This is a genomic window from Pseudomonas sp. GW704-F2 (assembly GCF_059423025.1).
Genome location: NZ_JBWKXO010000011.1, coordinates 130,818 through 152,555, shown reverse-complemented (window position 1 = coordinate 152,555; position 21,738 = coordinate 130,818). Strand labels below are relative to the sequence as shown.

Below are 21,738 nucleotides of genomic sequence, written 5' to 3'. Positions count from 1 at the left end.
TGTCCAGCCGCCATGTTCTGCGAGCGCCTGACCACGCCTGAATGGCACTCGGCACGCAAACTGGCACAGGGTTTGTATGAGGTTTTTTCGTTTCTTCATACTTGAACCCATCTTTCTGGAGTTCGCATGCCCTTGCATCCTGTTTCACCGACTCGTGCGCCTTTGACGTTCAAACATCGCGTCCTGGCCATTTTTGCCGGCCTGGTCGCTGCCAACCTGCTGGCCTGGGCCTGGGCTTTCACGGCCTTCCATGACTATCCGCTGTTGCTCGGCACCGCCTTTCTGGCCTACAGCTTCGGCCTGCGCCATGCCGTGGATGCCGATCACATCGCCGCCATCGACAACGCCACCCGCAAGCTGATCCAGGAAGGCCGGCAAACCGCGAGTGTCGGCCTGTTTTTCTCGCTCGGGCACAGCACCGTGGTGATCCTGGCTTCGCTCGGCATCGCACTGACGGCCACGGCGTTCAAAAGCGAAATCGAAGCCTTTCACGGCCTCGGCGGGCTGATTGGCACCTCGGTGTCTGCCGCCTTCCTGTTGCTGGTGGCGTTGATCAACCTGCTCATCCTGCGCTCGGTATACCAGGCGTTTGGCCGCGTGCGGCGCGGCGAACGGATCGGCGAGCAAGAAATGAACGCGATACTCACCGGCGGTGGCCCCATCGCCCGACTGTTGCGCCCGCTGTTCCGCCTGATCAGCCGTCCCTGGCACCTGTATCCGCTGGGCCTGCTGTTCGGCCTGGGGTTTGATACCGCCACGGAAATCGGCCTGCTGGGGATCGCTGCGGTGCAAGCCTCGCAGAGCCTGCCGATCTGGTCGATTCTGGTGTTCCCGGCGCTCTTCACGGCCGGCATGGCGCTGGTCGACACCGCCGACAGCGTGATGATGACCGGTGCTTACCACTGGGCACTGGTCAACCCGGCACGCAAGCTCTATTACAACCTGACCATCACGTCCATGTCGGTGTTGGTGGCATTGCTGGTGGGCGGGGTGGAAGTGCTCGGGCTGGTCGCGGCGCGCTGGGATCTGCACGGCGGTGTGTGGGATTTCATCACTGCGCTGACCGACAACTTCGGCATGATCGGCTACCTGATCGTCGGGATATTCATCCTGACCTGGGCCGTTTCCGTGTTGTTCTACCGCTTCAAGGGCTACGACCGCCTGGACGCGACGCCCGCCTGAGCCTTCTCTTCCTTTCAGCGCCTGGCGAGGTTCTCTCGCCAGCCACTTGCCAAGCCGGACATATGGTTTCCAGGCTGCATAAATAGTGGAAACAAACATTCCAGTTGAGGTTTGTTACAAGGTGTCTCAATGCGCTCGGTAAAAAAGTAAAAGTCCTTTAAAAACAGATAGATAAATTAATTAGTAAGCAATTTATCTACACCGCGGCGAAATGGCACAGGTCTTGTACTTACCAGATAACTGAACGTCATGGGTTACCCGCATGTTTCCAGCAGCCGTCGCAATCATGCCCAGGCTGCAGCCTCAACATCCCATAGAACTGATGGCCTTTGTAGCCGACGGCATGGCGCCTGACTCACCTGGTCGGGCACAGATTTCCAACACACCGAGTGCAGCCCCCGTTGAAGCACCTTCTCGGGGAGGAGAAATAAAGTAATGGAAACGTTTTACGAGGTGATGCGCAGACAAGGCATCTCGCGCCGCAGCTTTCTCAAATTTTGTTCCTTGACCGCAACGTCGCTGGGGCTGGGCCCGGCATTCATGCCCAAAATCGCCTGGGCCATGGAGAACAAGCCACGCACGCCAGTCCTCTGGCTGCACGGCCTGGAATGCACCTGTTGCTCGGAGTCATTCATCCGCTCCGCGCATCCGCTGGCCAAGGACGTGGTGCTGTCGATGATCTCCCTGGATTACGACGACACCTTGATGGCCGCCGCCGGGCATCAGGCCGAGGCGATCCTTGACGAGGTCATGACCAAGTACAAGGGCAACTACATCCTGGCCGTCGAAGGCAACCCGCCACTGAACCAGGACGGTATGAGTTGCATCATTGGCGGCAAGCCCTTCGTCGAGCAGTTGAAGCGCGTTTCACGCGATGCCAAGGCGATCATTTCCTGGGGCTCCTGCGCCAGTTGGGGCTGCGTACAGGCCGCCAAGCCGAACCCGACCCAGGCGGTGCCGATTCACAAGGTCATCACCGACAAACCGATCATCAAAGTGCCGGGCTGCCCGCCGATCGCCGAAGTCATGACCGGGGTGATCACCTACATGCTGACCTTCGACCGCATTCCTGAGCTGGACCGTCAGGGCCGGCCGAAAATGTTCTACAGCCAGCGCATTCACGACAAGTGCTACCGCCGTCCGAACTTCGACGCCGGTCAGTTCGTCGAGTCCTGGGACGACGACGCGGCGCGCAAGGGCTACTGCCTTTACAAAGTCGGCTGCAAAGGCCCGACCACCTACAACGCCTGCTCGACCGTGCGTTGGAATGGCGGCACCAGCTTCCCGATTCAGTCCGGCCACGGCTGCATCGGTTGTTCGGAGGAGGGGTTCTGGGACAAGGGCTCGTTCTATCAGCACCTGACCGGTATCAACCAGTTTGGCGTTGAAGCGAACGCGGACGAAATCGGCCTGGTTGCCGGCGTCACCGTCGGCGCAGCGATCACTGCTCACGCCGCCGTCACCGCCCTCAAACGCGCCAGCAACGGCAAAGCGCCCACTACCTCGCCCGACGCCCCAGCGACAAGACAGGAATAAGCACCAATGAGCACCTATTCGACTCAGGGTTTCGACCTCAACAACACAGGCCGACGTATCGTTGTCGACCCTGTGACCCGTATCGAAGGCCACATGCGCGTCGAGGTCAACCTCGATGCCAACAACGTTATCCGCAACGCCGTTTCCACCGGCACCATGTGGCGCGGCCTCGAAGTCATCCTCAAGGGCCGCGACCCACGTGACGCCTGGGCATTCGTGGAGCGCATCTGCGGCGTCTGCACCGGTTGCCACGCGCTGGCCTCGGTGCGCTCGGTAGAGGACGCGCTGGGCATTCGCATCCCGCCGAACGCGCACTTGATTCGCGAGATGATGGCCAAGACCCTGCAAGTCCATGACCACGCCGTGCATTTCTATCACCTGCACGCACTGGACTGGGTGGACGTGGTGTCTGCGCTCAAGGCTGACCCCAAGCGCACCTCGGAATTGCAGCAGACCGTTTCGCCGGCTCACCCGTTGTCTTCACCGGGTTATTTCCGCGACGTGCAAAACCGTCTGAAGAAGTTCGTCGAAAGCGGTCAGCTCGGGCCGTTCATGAATGGTTACTGGGGCAACCCGGCTTACCAACTGCCGCCTGAAGCCAACCTGATGGCCGTGACCCATTACCTTGAAGCCCTCGACCTGCAGAAAGAGTGGGTGAAGATCCATACCATCTTCGGTGGCAAGAACCCGCACCCCAACTACCTGGTCGGCGGCGTGCCCTGCGCGATCAATATCGATGGCGACCTGGCCGCCGGTGCGCCGTTGAATATGGAACGCCTGAACTTCGTGCGGGCGCGCATCGACGAAGCGCTGACCTTCTGCCGCAACGTGTATGTGCCGGACGTGCTGGCCATTGGCACTATCTACAAGCAAAAAGGCTGGCTGCACGGCGGTGGTTTGTCGGCGACCAACGTGATGGATTACGGCACCTACGCCAAGGTCAATTACGACGACAGCACCAACCAATTGCCGGGCGGGGCGATCCTCAACGGTAACTGGGACGAAATCCTGCCTGTCGACGCGCGTGATCCCGAGCAAGTGCAAGAGTTCGTGACCCACTCCTGGTACAACTACCCGGACAACGACAAGGGCCTGCACCCGTGGGACGGCATCACCGAGCCGAACTACGAGCTGGGCGCCAAGACCAAGGGCACCCGCACCAACATCGAAGAAGTCGACGAAAGCGCCAAATATTCGTGGGTCAAATCGCCGCGCTGGCGCGGCCACGCCATGGAAGTCGGGCCGTTGGCGCGTTACATCCTGGGCTATGCCCATGCCCTCAAAGGCAACCCGCATTGCCAGCGGGTCAAGGAACAACTGGAAGGTTCGCTGCGAGCCGTCAACCTCGACTTGCCAAAAGCCCTGGGCCTGGCAGAAACCAACCTCAGCGCCAAGCAACTGTTGCCCAGCACGATCGGCCGAACGCTGACCCGCGCCCTGGAAGCCGAGTACTGCGCAGAAATGATGGTCGACGACTGGAACGAGTTGATGACCAACATCCGCAACGGCGACCGTGCCACCGCCAACGTCGAAAAATGGGACCCGTCCACCTGGCCTGCCGAGGCCAAAGGGGTCGGCATCGTTGCCGCGCCACGCGGCGCACTCGGCCACTGGATCCGGATCAAGAACGGCAAGATCGAGAACTACCAGTGCGTCGTGCCCAGCACCTGGAACGGCAGCCCGCGTGACGCCAAGGGTCAGATCGGTGCTTTCGAGGCCGCGCTGATGAACACGCCGGTGGCCGTCCCCGATCAGCCCGTGGAAATCCTGCGCACGCTGCATTCCTTCGACCCTTGCATGGCCTGCGCCACCCACGTGATGAGCGAGGACGGCGCTGAGCTGAGCACAGTCAAGGTCAGTTGATCGATTGTTCAACGCTGCATTCGGCAGGCGCCACGGCGCCTGCCCATCCAAAGGTGACGCTATGACTCAACCTACTCAAAGTCCCCTCGACGCGTCGGAATACGTGTACGAGGCGCCCGTGCGCCTGTGGCACTGGATCAATGCCGCCTGCATTGTGGTGCTGGCCATCACCGGCTACCTGATCGGTTCGCCGCTGGCGACCCAACCGGGCGAAGCCAGCGACCATTTCGTGATGGGCTACATCCGCTTTGCGCATTTCAGCGCGGCGTACATTTTCACCATCGCCATGATCGGGCGCGCCTATTGGGCGCTGGTGGGCAATCATCACGCCCGCGAACTGTTCTCGGTGCCGCTGACCAGCAAGGTCTACTGGGCCGACATGCTCGCTTGGGTGCGCTACTACCTGTTCATCGGGCCGACGCCAAAACCGATGTTCGGCCACAACCCGCTGTCGCGTTTCGCGATGTTTTTCATCTTCTTGCTGTCCTCGCTGTTCATGATCCTGACCGGCTTCGCGCTGTATGGCGAAGGCGCGCAAATGGGCTCCTGGCAGGAACGCACCTTCGGTTGGGTACTGCCGCTGCTGGGGCAATCCAACAATGTGCATGTCCTGCATCACTTGGGCATGTGGGTGATTGTGCTATTCGTCATGTTCCACATCTATGCCGCCGTGCGCGAAGAAATCAACGGGCGCCTGAGCTTGGTCGGGGCAATGATTTCCGGCTACAAGACCTTTAAAAAATGACCACATTGGTAGAAACCGCCATGAGTCCTCTCCAACCGACACTGCCGCAGATCACTGTGCTGGGTATCGGCAATCTCCTGTGGGCCGACGAAGGCTTCGGCGTTCGTTGCGTCGAAGCCTTGCAACAGCGTTATGAGTTCGCCGACAACGTGGCGCTGATCGATGGCGGCACGCAAGGCCTGTACTTGATCCAGCATGTTCAGCAAGCCGATTACCTGCTGATTTTCGACGCCGTGGATTACAACCTCGCGCCTGGCGAACTGAAGTTCATCGCCGACGACGATGTCCCCAAATTCCTCGGCATCAAAAAGCTCAGCCTGCACCAGACCGGCTTTCAGGAGGTGCTGATGCTCGCGCAACTGACCGGCCATTACCCGACACGCGTGCTGTTGATCGGTTGCCAGCCGGAAAACATGATGGACTACGGCGGCAGCCTGCGCCCCAGCGTCAGGGCCGCCATGGAAGGTGCGCTGGATGAGGCGCTGCGTGTGCTCGAAAGTTGGGGCGCGGCACCGCACAAGCGCGCCTCGCCACTCGCGGGTGAAGAGGCGGTGACCCTGCCGCACCTCGAACTGCAACGCTACGAAAACGAACGCCCGTCCGAACAGCAAGCCTGCCGGATCGGCGACGAACGCATCCTCGCCAGGCGCGCCTGATATGTGCATCGGATTGCCCATGCAAGTGATCGCGGCCGAGTTGGGCTTCGCCCGCTGCCGCGACCGCCACGGCGAAGAGCGCCGTATCGACCTGTCACTGGTCGGCCCGTGTGCGGTCGGCGACTGGCTGTTGATCTTTCTCGACGCCGCCCGTGAACGCCTCGACGCCCAACGCGCCAGCGAAATCGACTCCACCCTGCGCCTGCTCGAAGCGGCCCTGTTCGGCACGGCCCCGCAGCCCGACAGCGTGCCGGGTTTCAGCCTGCCCTCGGCCATGAACGCCGAGCAACTGGCGGCCTTGTTGGGCCACGCGTCGCCACCCCTTGCGCCTGCCGCGCTCACCCCACCTCAACCGTCAGTCAAGGACCCCACATGAGCGACTCCGCTGTTTTCATGGCGCCCATTCCCGTGACACCCGCCATCCCGGCCTTGATCAGCCGGCTGGTGGAGCAATTCGACGCGACCTGGATCGACGCCGACAACCTCGATGCCTGGCTTGCCGAAGGGGGCGACTGCCTGTTGCTGCTGTGCGGTGACCCGGTACGCCATCCCGAATGCCTGGACGTGGCCGTGGTGTTGCCGGAACTGCGCGTGGAAATCGCGCGCCGCCACCAATTGAGCCTGCGCCTGGGCGTGGTCGGTCGCGCCGATGAAGAAGCCATCGCCGCGCGCTTTGCCGTGCGCCGCTGGCCGTCGCTGGTGTGGCTGCGCGATGCGGGTTACGTCAGCACCTTCAGCGGCATGCTCGACTGGGACGAATACCTGCGCCTGGCGGAAGCTGCCGTGAGCCAAAGCAACGCGCGCATTCCATTGCTTGCCGGTGCCCCGGTCAGCGCCCCCGGAGGTTGCCAATGAACCACGATGCCAATCACCGCGATGCACAAAGCCACGCCGTGGAGTTCGATCCGCTGAACTACATCCCCGTGGTGGATATCGGCCCCGGCTCGCAACCCGACGATGAGGACGTGCTCGAATACATCAGCATGCCTCAGGGCATGTATACCCATAGCATTCCGGTGCTGCCCGAACCTGAAGAGCTTGCGGCGCTGCCCGGTGCGCGGCACGCATTGCAAGCGTTGCTGCAATGCCTGCGCGACTGCAATAACGGCCTGACCACGCAAAGCGTCGACCTCAGTGGCCTGGAAACAGGCGACCGCAAGCTGCTCGACCAATTGCTGGGTGAAGGCGAGGTCAGCGCGATCATTGCCGCGCAGCCGTCGTTGCGTATCCAGGAATCGATCTTCGCCGGCGTATGGCGCATCTACGGCCAGGGCTACGATCACGTCGAAGTGGGCGCCGCGCCTTCGCAACTGCGCGGCAATGCCCGCGCGGCGGCCCGACCGGCGGATTTCGACTTGTCGTCAGCGTTGCCGCTTGGCGTCATGAACGCCCCGGCGATCCTGACCGAGGTACAAGACCGCAGCCAACACTGGCAACCCGGCGATCAGGTGCATGTCATCAACCTGACCTTGCTGCCGTTGTCCGAGCAGGACATCGCCTTCCTCGACGCCTACTTGCCCGCCGGCCCGGTGCGCGCCTTGGCCCGTGGCTATGGCAATTGCCTGATCAGCGCGACCCGGATACAGAACTGCTGGCGCATCACGTACTTCAACTCACAGGATGCGCAAATCCTCGACACCATCGAAATCACCGACCTGCCGGAAGTGATCTGCGCCGCCCCCGAAGACCTGGCCGACTCACTGGAGCGCTTCGAAGACGTTATCCAGTGGTTTGAAGGGCAGTGAGGTCACGATGAACGAAAAAACCGGCTTCGAAGGCAGCTACGGTGGCGACAACGCCCGGATCAGCGACGCCACCCGCCTGGAATGCAAAATCTGCTGGTGGGTGTATGACCCGCGCGACGGCGACCCGGTCTGGCAGATTGAGCCGGGTACGCCGTTCTCCGCATTGCCGGAGCATTGGCGTTGCCCGAATTGCGATGGCGATGCCGAGCAGTTCATGGTGATCGATGAACCTGTCTGAGCGCCAAGACGGCCCGGCGCAACAGGCACAAACCCTGTGCGCGCACTTCCAGGGCATCGCCGAGACACGCATGCGCGGGTTGCCGTTTCTCAATCAACAGCTGGCGGTCGAGGCGGTGGGCTTCAGCGCGCAAATCGCCGGGGAAAACGCGGCAACCGGGGTGCTGGGTGTTCTGATCACCCCTTGGTTCATGAACCTGATCTGGCTGCCGGAGAACCGCGGCACACTCCTGGCCCAGGGGGCGTCAGGCGAACATCAATTTGGCGGGCAGTGCCTGACCTTCATTGGCGCAGACGGTGAAGGCATCGGTGGCTACGAGAGCTGTTCGCTGTTTTCACCGATGTTTGAATTCGCCGATCAGGACGCGGCCCGGCAAACCGCCGAGCAGGTGCTGGCGCTGTTGCGGGACGCGCCCGAACGCGCACCGGAACGCCCGGCCATCAGCCGCCGTGGCTTGCTGTTCGGACGCGTGTCCGGGGGGGCGCAATGATCGCCATGGCAGGCTTGGCACGGCTCGGCGGCTCATTGCGGGTGCGTCCCGGCCAGCAGCCCGCCATTGTCGGCGGGCGTCCGGCGCTGGCCGCCACCTTGTTGCGCGGCCAGCCGCCACAGACCGCCGCGCACCACTTGCCGTTGCTCTATAGCCTGTGCGGGCAAGCGCACCGCTTGACCGCAGCGTTGGCCGTCGACACCGCACTGCATGGCGAAACCCCCATCGACCCCAACACCCAGCGCATGCTGGAGGCCGAAACCCGCCGCGAGCATGTGCGGCGTATGCTGCTCGAATGGCCGCGGTTGCTGGGTAACCCGTCGGTGCGCCCCGATCTCAGCCAACTGCATGCCTGGGAACACGCCCCGCAACAGGCGATGTCCGCCTGGTTGGGCGAATCGGTGGCGCAATGGCTTGAACGATGGGACGCCGAGCCGTTCAGCGCGCTCGATGAGTGGAGCCAGCGCAGCGATCATTGGCTGGCGCACGCCCTGGCCGATTGCCGCGAGGATGCCCACGCCCTGCAACTGCCGGTGTATGCCCTGTCGCTGGCCGGCAACACCCAAGCGCTGCAGGTGGTGGCCGCCCAACTGCGAGAGGCCAGCGATTTTGCGTTGCATCCGGTGGCCTTCGGGCTACCCTGTGAGACGGGCAGTTGGACCCGCGCGCGTGAGGCCGACCCACAACGCTACGCCAGCGTCTGGCTGCGTCTGGGCGCGCGCCTCGCCGAACTGGCGCGGCTCTCGCTGCCACAGCCCGCTGGCTTGGCACTCGGCGCATTGGCGCTGGGGCCCGACGAGGCGTTGGCCTGGAGCGAAACGTCGCGCGGCCTGTTGTTGCACCGGGTCTGTCTGGAGCGAATGAATGCCGGTGTGTTGATCCGCGACTATCAGGTCATCGCGCCGACCGAATGGAACCTTCATCCCCACGGCGCGCTGGCCCAGGGTTTGGCGACGATGTCAGCCGGCGATCCGGCCACGCGACGTCGCGCTGAGCTGTTGATCGCGGCTTTCGACCCGTGCATCGGCTTCACCCTTGAGCTTGAAGCCGTACCGAGCGAGGACATTATTCATGCATGAAGTGAGTCTGGCGGGCGGCATTCTCAGCGCCGTCGAGGCGGCGGCCAGGCGCGATCCGTTCGTGCGGGTCAGCCGCCTGCGCCTGGAGGCCGGCAAGCTGGCCGGCGTTGAAATCGAGGCGCTGCGTTTCGCCCTTGAAGCACTGGCGCCCGGCACCTTGCTGGCCGGCGCGCAAATCGACATTGAACAACCCCCGGGCCAGGCCTGGTGCCTGGATTGCGCCATCAGCGTGCCGCTGATCGAGCGCGGTGCCGGCTGCCCGCAATGCGGCGGCTTTTGGCTGCAACCCACCGGCGGGACTGAATTGCGCATCCTCGACCTGCAGGTCGAGGATCATTAATCGTTTGATTTTGGAGGTACACCATGTGCGTCGTCTGCGGTTGCGGAACCGGGCATTCACACGACAAGACCGAAGCTCCGGCCACCGATAGCGATGTGCAGGTCGACGCTACCGGCGACCTGCATTACGGCGCGGGTCAGGCGCGGGTTTCAGTGCCCGGCATGAGCCAGGCCCGCACCATCCGCCTGGAGCAAGACATCCTCGGCGAAAACGACCGGCACGCCGCGCGTAACCGGGAAAACTTCACCGCCCACGGCGTACTGGCCCTCAATCTGGTGTCCAGCCCCGGTTCCGGCAAGACCACCCTGTTGTGCAGCACCCTCATGGCCCTGCGCCAACGCCGCGCCGACTTGCCGCTGGCGGTGATCGAGGGCGATCAGCAAACCCGTCACGACGCCGAGCGCATCCGCGAAACCGGCGTACCCGCGATCCAGATCAACACCGGCAAAGGCTGCCACCTCGATGCCCGGATGATCACCGAAGCCTACAGCCGCCTGCCGCTGCACGACGCGCTGCACGCGGCCGGTCACACGCATCAGTCGCCTATGCATAGCCACGTTGATCAGCAGCCGCACGCCCACGTACAGACTCAACAGCATCAACACAGCCATCACGCCCATGACGGCGGTGAGCCGGCCGGCATGCTGTTCATCGAGAACGTCGGCAATCTGGTCTGCCCCGCGCTCTGGGATCTGGGCGAGGCGGGCAAAGTGGCGATCCTGTCGGTGACCGAGGGCGAAGACAAACCCCTCAAGTACCCGGACATGTTCGCCGCAGCGCGCCTGATGATCCTCAACAAGATCGACCTGTTGCCGCACCTGGATTTCGACGTGCAGCGCTGCCTGGACTATGCGCGACAGGTCAACCCGCAGATCCAGATCATCCAGCTCAGCGCCCGCGACGGCACCGGGCTGGATGCCTGGCTCGACTGGTTGCTGGCCGGCGCCCCCGCGGTTGACCGACGCGCCGCGCGCATCGCCGAGCTGGAAGCTGAACTGGCCCGTCTCAAAGCTCAGGTGGAGGCCCCGCATGCGTAGCGAAAAACTGCCTGGCGCGCAGGTCTGGCCGCCGGTGCTGGCCTGTGGCGCGTGGCTGAAGAACACCGCCTGCCTGTTGCAGGGCGATCAGGTGCTGTGGTCGCCACTCCACGGTGACTTGGGCGACCCGCAAAGCTGCCTGGACCTGGCGGCGTCGTTGGACGCTCTGTTGGCGTGCGCTGAAGTCACGCCGCAAGCCATCGCCCATGACTTGCACCCGGATTTCTATAGCTCGCAACTGGCGGTGACGCTGGCGGAAAAACTCAACGTGCCCGCTGTAGCCGTGCAGCATCACCACGCGCACATTGCCGCGCTGATGGCCGAACATGGCCTCGACGGCCCGGTACTCGGCCTGGCGCTGGACGGCGTGGGCCTTGGCAGCGATGGCGCAGCCTGGGGCGGCGAGTTGCTCTGGGTGGCCAGCGATGCCTGGCGCCGACTTGGCTATCTATTGCCACTGCCGCTGCCCGGTGGCGATGTGGCCGCCCGCGAACCCTGGCGCCTGGCCGCCGCGGCGCTGCACCTGCTGGGGCGCGACGATGAAATCCTCAGGCGGCTCGGGCCGCTGGTCGGCGAACAAAGCGCGAACACTGTCGCGCAGATGCTCGCGCGCAATCTCAACTGCCCGCCGAGCAGTGGCGCCGGCCGTTGGTTCGATGCCGCTGCGGGGATTCTCGGCATCAGCGTGCGTCAACAATTCGAGGCCGAGGCGGCCATTGCCCTGGAGCGTCTGGCCGCTGAATACCTGGCAACCCACGCCGAGCCTGCCATCGACGGCCTGTGGCACCTCCGCGCTGACGGCGTGCTCGATCTGCTCCCGCTGCTGACCCGCCTGTTCGAACTCGCCGACAGCGCACGCAGCGCAGAAGGCGCGGCGCTGTTTCACCTGACGCTGGCCGCCGCTCTCGCCGACTGGGTCGAGCACCAATCCACCACGCTGCCGGTGCTGCTCGGGGGCGGATGCTTCGCCAATCGCCTGCTCAGTGCCCGGCTCACGCAACGATTGAGCGCCAGGGGCTTGCCGGTTTTCAGCGCGCAGGCTGTGTCTTGCGGCGATGCCGGGCTGGCCCTGGGTCAAGCCTGGGTTGCCGCGCACTGGCGCGACCCGCAGCGCCAACCCGCTTTGCCATTGAAGGAATCCCAAGCATGTGCCTAGCCATTCCCGCACGCGTGATCGAATTGCGCGCCGGCGATAACGCACTCGTCGACTTGGGCGGTATCCGCAAGGAAATCTCCCTGGCGCTGGTGCCGCAAGCCCAGGTCGACGACTACGTGATCGTCCACGTCGGTTACGCCCTCGGCCTGATCGATCCCGAAGAAGCCCAGCGGACCCTGGCCATGTTCGAAGAGCTGGACCGCCTGCAACCGGAAGCCCTATGAAGTACATCGATGAATACCGCGACGGCGAACTGGCACAACGCATTGCCGAGCGCATCCGCGACGAAGTCCGGCCGGAACGCCAATACCGCTTCATGGAATTCTGTGGCGGCCACACCCATGCGATATCGCGTTACGGCGTGAGCGATTTGCTGCCCGCCAATGTCCGCATGATCCACGGCCCCGGCTGTCCGGTGTGTGTCTTGCCGATTGGGCGTATCGACCTGGCGGTGAAGCTGGCGCTGGAGGACGGAGCGATCCTCTGCAGCTATGGCGACACCCTGCGCGTGCCGGCGTCCGGTGGCCTCTCGCTGCTGCGCGCCAAGGCACAAGGCGCGGATATCCGCATGATCTACTCGCCCAGCGATGCGCTGAAAATCGCCGAGGCCAACCCCGAGCGTGAAGTGGTGTTCCTGGCCATTGGCTTCGAAACCACCACGCCGCCGACTGCCCTGGTGATCCGCGACGCCGCCGCTCGCGGCCTGAAAAACTTCAGCGTGCTGTGCTGCCATGTCCTGACCCCGGCGGCCATCGAGCATATCCTTGCCGCCCCCGGGCAAGATCCGGCGGCGGTGGAACTGGATGGCTTCGTCGGCCCGGCGCATGTGAGCATCATCATTGGCTCCGAACCCTACGCCGAGTTCGCCCGCCGATACCGCAAGCCGGTGGTGATTGCCGGTTTCGAACCGCTGGACGTGATACAGGCAATTTTGATGCTGGTGCGCCAGGTCAACGACGGGCGCGCCGAGGTCGAAAACGAATTCGTCCGCGCCGTCGGCCGCAATGGCAACAGCGCCGCCCAGACCTTGATGGACGAGATCTTCGAACTGCGTGAGAGCTTCGAATGGCGCGGGCTTGGCGAGGTGCCGTTCAGCGCCTTGCGCATTCGCGCGAAATTCGCCGCCTTCGATGCAGAAAAACGCTTCGACCTGCATTACCGCGCCGTGGCCGATAACAAAGCCTGCGAATGCGGGCCGATCCTGCGCGGCCAGAAAAAGCCCACCGACTGCCGCCTGTTCGGCAGCGTATGTACCCCGGAAAACCCCATGGGCTCGTGCATGGTCTCCAACGAAGGCGCCTGCGCCGCTCATTACGCCTACGGGCGCTATAAAGACATCGAGGTTGTTGCAGTATGACCGGCCGTTCCCCCGTAAAACGCGGTTATGTACGCCCCCTCAATTTTCGCGACGGCGTGGTCGATATGGGCCACGGTGCTGGCGGGCGCGCTTCGGCGCAGTTGATCGAAGAGCTATTCGTCGCCGCCTTCGACAACCCGTGGTTGCGCCAGGGCAACGATGGCGCCGCCTTCAGCCCGGAACTCAAACCCGGCGAACGCATGGTCATGGCCACCGACGCGCACGTGGTGTCGCCGCTGTTTTTCCCCGGTGGCGACATTGGCAGCTTGTCTGTGCATGGCACCCTCAACGACGTCGCCATGGGCGGCGCGCGGCCGCTTTATCTCTCAGCCAGCTTCATCATCGAGGAAGGCTTTGCCCTCGCTGACCTCAAGCGCATCGTTGAGTCGATGGGCCGCGCCTCCCGCGATGCCGGGGTGCCGATCATCACCGGCGACACCAAAGTCGTGGAACGCGGCAGTGGCGACGGCGTGTTCATCAGCACCACCGGCATCGGTATTATCCCCAACGGGGTCGACACGGGCGGGCATCGCGCACGCCCCGGTGATGCGATTTTGGTGTCCGGCAGCATCGGCGAACACGGTGTGGCGATCATGTCCAAGCGAGAAGGGCTGACGTTCGAGACCGAAATCCTGTCTGACAGTGCGGCGCTGCATGGCTTGGTGGCGCAGATGCTCGCGGTCGCTCCCGGCCTGCGCGTACTGCGCGACCCGACCCGAGGCGGTTTGGCGACCACGCTGAACGAAATTGCCGGTCAGTCCGGAGTCGGCATGCTGTTGGACGAAGCGGCGATTCCCGTGCTGCCGCAGGTTGAAGCCGCCTGCGAACTGTTGGGCCTGGACCCGCTGTACATCGCCAACGAGGGTAAGCTGATCGCAATCTGCGCCGAAGAAGACGCCCAGCCGCTGCTCGACTGTATGCGCCTCAACCCGTTGGGCGAACATGCGGTGCGTATCGGCACGGTCCTTGAGGATGCTCACGGTTTTGTGCAGATGCAGACCCGATTCGGCGGGCGCAGGGTGGTGGACTGGTTGTCGGGCGAACAACTGCCGAGAATCTGCTGAGGCCCTGAAGCCTTGAGTCAGCAACCAACGGCGGCATCCTCCAGTTGCCGCCATGCGTTCCGCAACCCTGCCAAGTCGGCAGGGGGGTAAGGCTGACAAACGGCAGGACGGTGAGAACCCCCTCGGATGTGCGGCCGTTACGCCGCACATCATCCTCTAAGCGGCGTCAACGTTGCTCCAGCAGCATCGGCAGATACATATTCCCGATCACCAGCAACGGTCGCCGGTCCTCCACCAGCGACGAATACAGGGTCAACGAAAACACCCATTCCCCGCCATCCCGCTGCGGATTGGCCTGCTCGCGCCAGGCATCCACCGCCGTTTGCAGATTGCCTGCCGTACTGCTGTCGAGCGTCTGGTTGGGATACAGATACACCGGCGTTTCCCCGACCAATCCATGGTTCGGTTCGAGTGGGTCGGTGGCCAGCTCGTAGGCATAGGCCACCCCGACGGTGATGCGTAGCTCGCCATTTTCCGCAGCGTCGCCGAACAGGCTGTCGAAGGCCGACTGCAGGGCTGCGCTGATCGTGGTAGGGGCAGTCGCCAGCGGCACACGCTGGTCCCAGGCATTGAGTGGGGTGGCCACGCTGGCGGCTTCGACCCGATCGGTCTGGAACACGAACGCCGGATTGGTCGAGGGCCCGTCGACACCCAGCAGTTTCTGGTTGCGCTGGACCAGGATCGAGCCCGTCGCGTTCTGCCAGCGGGCGACGTTGAGCCCCGCGAAGACCAGGCTGAAGGTCGGCCACGACGCCGGGACATGGACACCCGGCGCCACCTCGTAACGGGACTCGCTGGCCGAGACGCTTGTGCGCTCCAATTGCACCATCAAGCCCGCTGCGGTCAATGCCCAGACCTGCGGCCATTGCCCGTCGGGACCGACGCCAGCGCTCAGTGCCGTCAAGCCGAGACTGGCGGCTTCGCGACTGGTCTGCGGCCCACCCCGGTCGGTGACCCGCGCCTGGAAGCTGAACTGATCGGGCTCCGGGGCCTGCAGGCGCGCATCCGGGCGGCTGTCGACCAGGCGCACGTTCCAGCTGCCGGCGACCGCACGGGCCAGATCGCGTAGCGTATTCGCCGCATTGCTCTGCACCGGTGTCAGGGCGCCGCTTTGCGGCAGGTCGCCGAGGATGTCCCAGAGACCATCGGCCACAGCGATATAGCGCGCCAACTCGACGAACAGATCCACGTCGCTGACGGCCAGTCGCATCATCGGGTCGGGGCGCAGGTTGTAGCTCAGGGTCAGGCTGACGTCGTCCTGCTCGGCATGCTCGTGGGAGTAGGTGAAGCGGTGGTCCCACAGCGCCAGGCTGGCGAGGCTGACCTCGCTGTCTGCGCGCAGGGTACTGAGGGCGCGGCCGCTGCGCAGGCGCTGGCGCAGTTCGGCGTTCAGCGCGGTGGCACTGGCGCGTTGCTCGACGATCACCGGCAGCGCCGGGAAATCCCGCAGCGCAATCGGCACCGAGACTTCACCCAGGTCGACGCTCAACGCCGCTGGAAGGTCGCTGCCGCCCAGCGGCGGGACGAAGGTCAGCCATTGCGACGCAGCATAGCCGTCGGGCAGGCCGGCGCTGGTGATATTGCGCTCCAGGTCGGTGATGCCGAAGGCCATGTTGGCGGTGACCGCGCGGTGGCTGGCGGGATCGGACTCGGTCAGCAGCAGGGTGATGAACGGCGAGAAGTCAGTCAGCCAGCACTTGCCTGCGCTCATGCTCCAGGAGCGTTCCTCGCCGCCGCTGGTGACTTCGATGCCGCCGTACATGTCCGCTGGCAGCAATGCACTGTGCGGATCTTGCCAGGCCGACGCGACCTCGCGGTTCAGTTGCACCAGGGTCGAGGCACTCCAGGCCCGGGACAGGTTGACGCCCAGTTGCTGTTGCAGGGTGGTGGCCGCAGCCGCCTGGCCGGCGACGGCATCCGGGTCGCTGATTGCCAGGACCGGCTCCAGCCCCTCGGGAATAGCTCCGGCCAGTTGGCGCTTGACCGCCACCAGGTCGCTGAGGGTCTGACGGGTATCCGGGGTACGGTACAGCGCGGCGACGTTGCTGGCGCCGAGGATGCGGTCCATGTCCGAGAGGAAACGCCCCGCCCAGGGCTCCACGTCGATGCCCTGGAAGTCGTGCTGGCTGCTGGCTTGCGACAGCGTGCCGTCGGGCAGCAAAACGTTGAGGCCGACGCCCTGGCGACTGACCAGGCTCTTGTACAGCGGGGTCAGGGCAAAGAAGCGTGGCTGCGGACCCGGAGCACCGGGCACCGTGGTGGCCCCGGCGATGCTCAGGGAGCGGATCCCAGTGTCGCCGAAGTTCACCGCCCACAGATCGCGGCTGTCCTCCAGGGCGCGGCCGGTGGCGATACGCAGGTCGGGCAGGGCTGCACGCATGGCGGCGATAAAGGCATTGAAGGCCAGGCCGCCGCCCTGGTCCTCAGCCGCAGGTACTAGCGGCGCCGGGATCGGGCTGCTGCTGCGCGACACGCCTGCGCTGTTATCGGCGGCGAAGTCCGGGTTGATCAGCGCCGTCGGCCGGCTCAGGGTCAGGCTCACATTGAGCGGGAAGGCCGGCCCCGGATAAGGCCCGCTGGCACCGATCGGCAGGCGGATACGCATCCCGCTTGGCGGTACCAGGGCCGGTGCCGCGGCGGCGAACAACGGTTTGTCGGCGTTCGCCGGGGTTTCGACGATTTCCTGGGCATTGACCTGCACCCCGGCTTCGGCGAAGCGCACGATCAGGCTGTTCAGGCAGTCGTTGGCCTGGGTGACCACGCTGGCCTGGCCTTGCGGGGCATCCAGGCGGATACCGCTGGCGATCAGGTTTGGCGTACCGACGTTGGCCAGGGCGAAGGCTCCGGCGCTGACCCCCAGCAGCCCGGCAATCGCCGATGGTGCGGTGGCGCTGGCGAATTGCGCGGGGGCGCAGATCAGCAGGGCGCCCGGGTTCAGCGCCTGGCTATCGTCGCCCATGCTTGCCAGCAGATCCGCCAGGGTCGCCGCAGGCGCCAGCTGTTGCAGCTGGCTCAGGGTGACGGCCAGGCTTTGCCCGCTGGCGGCGGTGGTCAGGCTGTAGGACTGGCCGCCGACGCGGATGCTCAGGGTCACGCCACCGGCCACGACCACTGGCATCTCCAGGTTGGCCGTGGCCAGGTCCAGGGTGTTCTGGGCGAAACGCGGGGCGATGGTGTCGAGGCTGTCGCCGCCCTGGATCGTGTAGGGCACCCGCACCTGTGCCGCGTCGCTCGGCCAGCTCACCCGGCCTGGCAGGGCGAAGGCGCCGTCCGCCGGCACCGCGAGATCCGGGTTGGCACCCAGCAGCAGTTCCGCCGGGCAGGCGTGGGCATCGGCGAACTGGTGCAGCGTCTGTGTGCCGTCGGCGCTGATCCCCGCACCGGCGTTGAAGTCGCCCAGATACAACAGCGTGCCCATCTCGAACAGATTGACCGAGCGGGTATTCAGCGCCGCCAGGGCTGCCTGGTCCAGACCGCTGCCGTTGCGCCCCAGGCTGTCGTCGTTGCCCGCGACCCAGACCGTGCTGGAAATCAGCTGGTTGGCCTGGAAGATCGCCGGCAGCGCCTGATGGCTCTGGCCCAGGTCGGTGACGCTGATATTCACCCCGAGGGCGGCGAAGGTGGTGCAGACCTGCGCCAGCGAGCGGATCGGCGCCGGTGCATCGGCCTCGGTGACCGTGACCGACACCTGCTCGGCCTCGGACACCGCGACCGAGAAGGTGATGCCCGGGGTGAGGATGGTCAGGCTGGCGTTATCCCCGGCCAGCAACCCCGGCAGGGTGCCGAGGAGATTGGCCAGGGTCGCCAGGTTGGCGCTGCCGTCGGCGGTATTGCGGGTCAGTGCGGGCGACACCTTGAGTACCGCGCCGCTGCGCAGCGGCAGCTCGCCGTTCTCGCGGGCAGCGAGCAACGCCTCGGCAGTGATGCTCGGCCAGCCGCTGGGGCGGGTGATAGCGGCGATGCTCTGCGCCGTGTCGTTTTCGGCGAACAGCGCATAGGCCGGGACCTTCAGCAGGGCACCGACACCGAACAGGGCCTGCATTGGCACTTGCGCGTTGGCCAGGGCCATTTCCGCGTAGCGCAGGCTGTAGTCCTCGGCCAGCGAGGCGAGGGTGGCATTGGCCGGGGCACGGGCGGCACCCAGGCGCGATGCGCTGGCGCTGAAGGCCTGGGACGCGGCGGCGAAGCGCCACAGCGGTTGCTGGTCGATACCGTGGGCGGCGCTGATGTCGAGGCTGGTTTCCACCGCCGCGCTCAGCGGCTGGCCGAGTTGGTAGTAGGCCTTGGCGTAGGCTTCGGCCTGGCGCTCGGCGGTTTGCGCGGCTGCATCGCCGGGCTGGCTTGGCGACGGCATCACCGTGGCCGGGCGCGCCTCCAGGCTGATGCTCAGGGTCACCTGGGCATCGCTGATGCTGACCGCCCAGGCACTGACCTGCGCCGGCCAGTCACCGACGCCCAGCAATGGATCGGTATAGCCGCTGGGCAGGCTGACCTGGCCCTGGCCAGCGGGGTTGGCGCCGGTCTGGTTGCCGAAGATGTCCTGCAAGTTCAGCTCGACCAGGGCCGAGGGCAGGCTTGTGGCCCAGCCGAAGCCGCGATACGGGTCGTCGTCCGGGCTCGGCAGGCCGAGCACACGCGGCAGTGGCGACGGTGTGGCGAAGCGGTACAGCGGCAGGATCTGCTCATACAGCCAGTACGCATCCCGTTGGGTGAGGCTGAGACAACCGAACTTCGGCGGGCTGATGCTGATCGTGTCCGCCAAGGGCAGTGGACAGGCCACCGGCGCCGAGTACTTGATCGGCGTCTGCCTGGCCATGGCTTCGGCCTTTTTCTACGCCGTGGCGGCGGCGATCACCAAGCGCCTCAAGGACTTGCCTTGGGCGCCGATGGGCATCACGTCGAAAGTTTTGATCGGCGCGGTGGCCACCTGGTGTGCCGGGCACGATGACCAGCCCTCGGCCGCACGGTGGAACCCGCCTTGTTTTAACCCGCTGTTAGACGATGGAGCGCTGCGTGTTCTTCATCACCTTCCAGCATGGACTGGAGGATCTCGGGGCCGCTCCGACTCAGGAGCGATATTTTCATAGTTGATCCTTGGTGTTCCGGGCGGGGTTGCGGGTGAGCGAAGGGCCTAACGGGGCGTGCCCAGTTCGCGTATCTCGTCGTAGCGAGCCTGCAGTTCCTGACGCTGTTGCCTGCGTAACTGGCCCTGGGCGTAGCGACGGCGCTCGGTCAGCGTGTCAGGCAGCAAGGGGCGCACGGGGCTGGGGCGCCCAGCGGCGTCGACGGCGACCATGGTGAAGTAGCAACTGTTGGTGTGGCGCACGGTACGCTCATGGATATTCTCGGTCATGACCTTCACGCCGATCTCGAGCGAAGTGCGTCCGGTGTAGTTGACTGACGCCAGGAAGGTGACCAGTTCGCCGACGTGGATCGGCTCCTTGAAAATCACCTGGTCAACCGAAAGGGTGACCACGTAACGGCCTGCATAGCGCTTGGCGCAGGCGAACGCCACTTCGTCGAGCATTTTCAACAACGCGCCGCCATGCACGTTGCCGGAGAAGTTGGCTTTGTCGGGGGTCATGAGCACACTCATGCTCAGTTGGTAGCTGCCGGGTTCCATAGTTTCCTCATCACGGTAGGCATTGTCAGGGGCCCTTGTCGCCATGTAGGTCTGGCGCTTGAGGCTTTGCCTGGGGCGCATGACGTTAACAGCCAGCCGATGGAAGTAGCTATGTAACGAAGTGAAAGAGTGTATTTCGAATAAGTTAATAATTTACCGCAGTGCGTGTATATTTTAGCGCTAGGTATAATTTAATTTTGTAAAATAAGAGCGGATGATAAAGTGCGCTGAACACAGGGCGCCTGTTATTGGGCTTTATTGTTGCATTATCTGAAATTACTATTTGCGTCGGGTGAAATAATGCGTCGCTATACCACAGTTTTAAGCAGCTTTATGTTGGCATTGATTATTCCGCAATTGACCCAGGCCGCCGTTTTCGGTTGGCAGGAAAAGGCACTGATTCAACCTGAGCAAGGGAGTGTGGAGGTCGAACTTAGTCCCACTTCGCCGAAGTCTTCCATTGAAGTTCATGACCTCGTTCTATTCCAGAAAAATGGCGAGAATTGGGCGCGTTTCAGTGTACCGGTGATGCACGCATTGACGGGCACGACCGATTTGACGCTGGAGAGGAAAGTACTGCGCACCGAAAAAACCAAAAGCGCCTTTGGCAGCACTCAGCATCAGTTGGTGCGGATGTCGCTGTGCCTGGGTGACAAGGTATACGCCGAGGACCTTATGCTGAAAACCCACAGCAAAGGTGGTTCGCCGGTCAAGCTGGGGCGTGATGTGCTTGCGCACCTGGGCTTGGTTGATGCGTCGCGATTCGACACCCTCAAGCCTGATTGCAAGCCGTGATACCGCGCCAATCAGGCGTCGGGGGAGCCCCGGAGCCTGATTGGCGATGATTTACTGGTTGAGGATCCCGCGATCCCAGTTCTGCTGATTCCTGCGCGCGTCCTGTATGAACGGCGACCACTGGATCAGCTTGAGCACCACCCGGTTCAGCAAGCGGCCTGGTAATGTCAGGGGCCGCTGCACATCCAGGAACAGCACCACGCGCCGCTCGTCAGTGTCGTTCCAGACCTGATGCTTGTAAGTGTCGTCGAATACCAGGCAACTGTCCTGCTGCCAATGGTGGACCTCATCACCCACCTCTATACGACACTGTTCGGCCTGTTGCGGGATGATCAACCCCAGATGCACCCGCAGCAATCCGTTGTAAGGCCCGCGGTGGGGCGGAATGTGCTTGCCGGGGCTGAGAATCGAGAAAAACGCGGTGTACATGCCCGGGATGGCCTCGATGGCCTGGGTCGTTTGTGGGCACTGGGCGCAATTGCCGTCGATCTTGTAGCCATAGCCGTAGAGGAAGAATGTCTTCCAGCGGTCGTCCTGGGTCAGTCTGGCCTGGTCTTTGGATATCTGCTGAAAACTGGGAATGGCATCGCTGTTGCGCAGCACGGCATCGAGCTCGGCGCGAATCACCGCCGACCGGGATTCCAGCTCCCGGGTCCAGGCGAAGATGGCCGGGTCAAAGAACGGCGTGTTACCCACCGTAGAGCTGCGCCGTATCAGATTTTCAAGGCGTTTGATGATCCACAGGCCGATGGCGACGCTGGGACGATGTTTGCGTTTTTTCTTGGGGGTCAAAGCCGTCTTCCTGGTGCTCATGGGAAATATCCTGTCGGTT

The 21,738-nt window shown here is 63.9% G+C and carries 21 protein-coding genes; 18 read left to right on the top strand and 3 right to left on the bottom strand.

The window, feature by feature from the left end; genetic code table 11:
- Positions 1-126 precede the first annotated feature (126 nt).
- The 17 genes from AC07W0_RS12385 to hypE all read left to right on the top strand — a co-directional run bounded on the left by AC07W0_RS12385 (position 127) and on the right by hypE (position 14,488).
- Positions 127-1,182, top strand: coding sequence for a HoxN/HupN/NixA family nickel/cobalt transporter (locus AC07W0_RS12385; RefSeq protein WP_017845589.1), 1,056 nt, complete (start codon positions 127-129; stop codon positions 1,180-1,182).
- Between the two features lie 435 nt (positions 1,183-1,617).
- Positions 1,618-2,718 carry a hydrogenase small subunit gene (locus AC07W0_RS12380; RefSeq protein WP_102617493.1) on the top strand — a complete coding sequence of 367 codons (1,101 nt, stop codon included), beginning with the start codon at positions 1,618-1,620 and terminating at the stop codon, positions 2,716-2,718.
- A gap of 6 nt (positions 2,719-2,724) precedes the next feature.
- Entirely contained in the window at positions 2,725-4,581 is a 1,857-nt protein-coding gene (locus AC07W0_RS12375; RefSeq protein WP_017845591.1) for a nickel-dependent hydrogenase large subunit, read from the top strand.
- A 61-nt stretch (positions 4,582-4,642) separates the two neighbouring features.
- Positions 4,643-5,326, top strand: a complete 684-nt coding sequence (gene cybH / locus AC07W0_RS12370; RefSeq protein WP_017845592.1) for a Ni/Fe-hydrogenase, b-type cytochrome subunit — start codon at positions 4,643-4,645, stop codon at positions 5,324-5,326.
- 20 nt (positions 5,327-5,346) lie between these two features.
- Positions 5,347-5,982 (top strand): HyaD/HybD family hydrogenase maturation endopeptidase, encoded by a 636-nt coding sequence (locus AC07W0_RS12365; protein ID WP_026139853.1) that lies wholly within the window; start codon positions 5,347-5,349, stop codon positions 5,980-5,982.
- A gap of 1 nt (position 5,983) precedes the next feature.
- Positions 5,984-6,358 (top strand): HypC/HybG/HupF family hydrogenase formation chaperone, encoded by a 375-nt coding sequence (locus tag AC07W0_RS12360; RefSeq protein ID WP_017845594.1) that lies wholly within the window; start codon positions 5,984-5,986, stop codon positions 6,356-6,358.
- Positions 6,355-6,837 (top strand): thioredoxin domain-containing protein, encoded by a 483-nt coding sequence (locus AC07W0_RS12355; protein WP_017845595.1) that lies wholly within the window; start codon positions 6,355-6,357, stop codon positions 6,835-6,837. Before AC07W0_RS12360 ends, AC07W0_RS12355 begins: the two co-directional genes overlap by 4 nt.
- Entirely contained in the window at positions 6,834-7,727 is an 894-nt protein-coding gene (locus AC07W0_RS12350) for a hydrogenase expression/formation protein (protein ID WP_052743351.1), read from the top strand. The genes AC07W0_RS12355 and AC07W0_RS12350 overlap by 4 nt, the downstream gene beginning before the upstream one ends.
- A gap of 7 nt (positions 7,728-7,734) precedes the next feature.
- Complete coding sequence (locus AC07W0_RS12345; protein ID WP_017845597.1) at positions 7,735-7,965, top strand: rubredoxin; 231 nt, start codon at positions 7,735-7,737, stop codon at positions 7,963-7,965.
- Positions 7,952-8,455: a [NiFe]-hydrogenase assembly chaperone HybE gene (gene hybE / locus AC07W0_RS12340; RefSeq protein WP_102617492.1), complete on the top strand. Its 504-nt coding sequence runs from the start codon at positions 7,952-7,954 to the stop codon at positions 8,453-8,455. The genes AC07W0_RS12345 and hybE overlap by 14 nt, the downstream gene beginning before the upstream one ends.
- Positions 8,452-9,534, top strand: a complete 1,083-nt coding sequence (locus AC07W0_RS12335; RefSeq protein ID WP_102617491.1) for a HoxV — start codon at positions 8,452-8,454, stop codon at positions 9,532-9,534. The genes hybE and AC07W0_RS12335 overlap by 4 nt, the downstream gene beginning before the upstream one ends.
- Positions 9,527-9,874: a hydrogenase maturation nickel metallochaperone HypA/HybF gene (locus AC07W0_RS12330; RefSeq protein WP_046383285.1), complete on the top strand. Its 348-nt coding sequence runs from the start codon at positions 9,527-9,529 to the stop codon at positions 9,872-9,874. Before AC07W0_RS12335 ends, AC07W0_RS12330 begins: the two co-directional genes overlap by 8 nt.
- 23 nt (positions 9,875-9,897) lie before the next feature.
- Positions 9,898-10,911, top strand: a complete 1,014-nt coding sequence (gene hypB, locus AC07W0_RS12325) for a hydrogenase nickel incorporation protein HypB (protein ID WP_046383286.1) — start codon at positions 9,898-9,900, stop codon at positions 10,909-10,911.
- Positions 10,904-12,067 (top strand): Kae1-like domain-containing protein, encoded by a 1,164-nt coding sequence (locus AC07W0_RS12320; RefSeq protein ID WP_017845602.1) that lies wholly within the window; start codon positions 10,904-10,906, stop codon positions 12,065-12,067. Before hypB ends, AC07W0_RS12320 begins: the two co-directional genes overlap by 8 nt.
- Positions 12,058-12,291, top strand: coding sequence for a HypC/HybG/HupF family hydrogenase formation chaperone (locus AC07W0_RS12315; protein WP_017845603.1), 234 nt, complete (start codon positions 12,058-12,060; stop codon positions 12,289-12,291). The genes AC07W0_RS12320 and AC07W0_RS12315 overlap by 10 nt, the downstream gene beginning before the upstream one ends.
- Entirely contained in the window at positions 12,288-13,424 is a 1,137-nt protein-coding gene (hypD, locus tag AC07W0_RS12310; protein WP_079443710.1) for a hydrogenase formation protein HypD, read from the top strand. Before AC07W0_RS12315 ends, hypD begins: the two co-directional genes overlap by 4 nt.
- Complete coding sequence (gene hypE / locus AC07W0_RS12305; RefSeq protein WP_046484092.1) at positions 13,421-14,488, top strand: hydrogenase expression/formation protein HypE; 1,068 nt, start codon at positions 13,421-13,423, stop codon at positions 14,486-14,488. Before hypD ends, hypE begins: the two co-directional genes overlap by 4 nt.
- A 166-nt stretch (positions 14,489-14,654) precedes the next feature.
- Here hypE and AC07W0_RS12300 read toward each other — a convergent pair whose 3' ends face one another.
- Both AC07W0_RS12300 and AC07W0_RS12295 read right to left on the bottom strand, forming a co-directional pair.
- Positions 14,655-19,304: a hypothetical protein gene (locus AC07W0_RS12300; protein ID WP_256580855.1), complete on the bottom strand. Its 4,650-nt coding sequence runs from the start codon at positions 19,302-19,304 to the stop codon at positions 14,655-14,657.
- 315 nt (positions 19,305-19,619) lie between these two features.
- Entirely contained in the window at positions 19,620-20,111 is a 492-nt protein-coding gene (locus AC07W0_RS12295; RefSeq protein ID WP_017845634.1) for an acyl-CoA thioesterase, read from the bottom strand.
- 300 nt (positions 20,112-20,411) lie between these two features.
- On the opposite strand from AC07W0_RS12295, the gene AC07W0_RS12290 reads away from it, so the two are divergent.
- Positions 20,412-20,906, top strand: a complete 495-nt coding sequence (locus AC07W0_RS12290) for a putative ATP-dependent zinc protease (RefSeq protein ID WP_026139856.1) — start codon at positions 20,412-20,414, stop codon at positions 20,904-20,906.
- Between the two features lie 51 nt (positions 20,907-20,957).
- On the opposite strand, the gene AC07W0_RS12285 is transcribed toward AC07W0_RS12290, so the two are convergent.
- Complete coding sequence (locus AC07W0_RS12285) at positions 20,958-21,719, bottom strand: aspartyl/asparaginyl beta-hydroxylase domain-containing protein (RefSeq protein WP_017845636.1); 762 nt, start codon at positions 21,717-21,719, stop codon at positions 20,958-20,960.
- Positions 21,720-21,738: the final 19 nt, after the last annotated feature.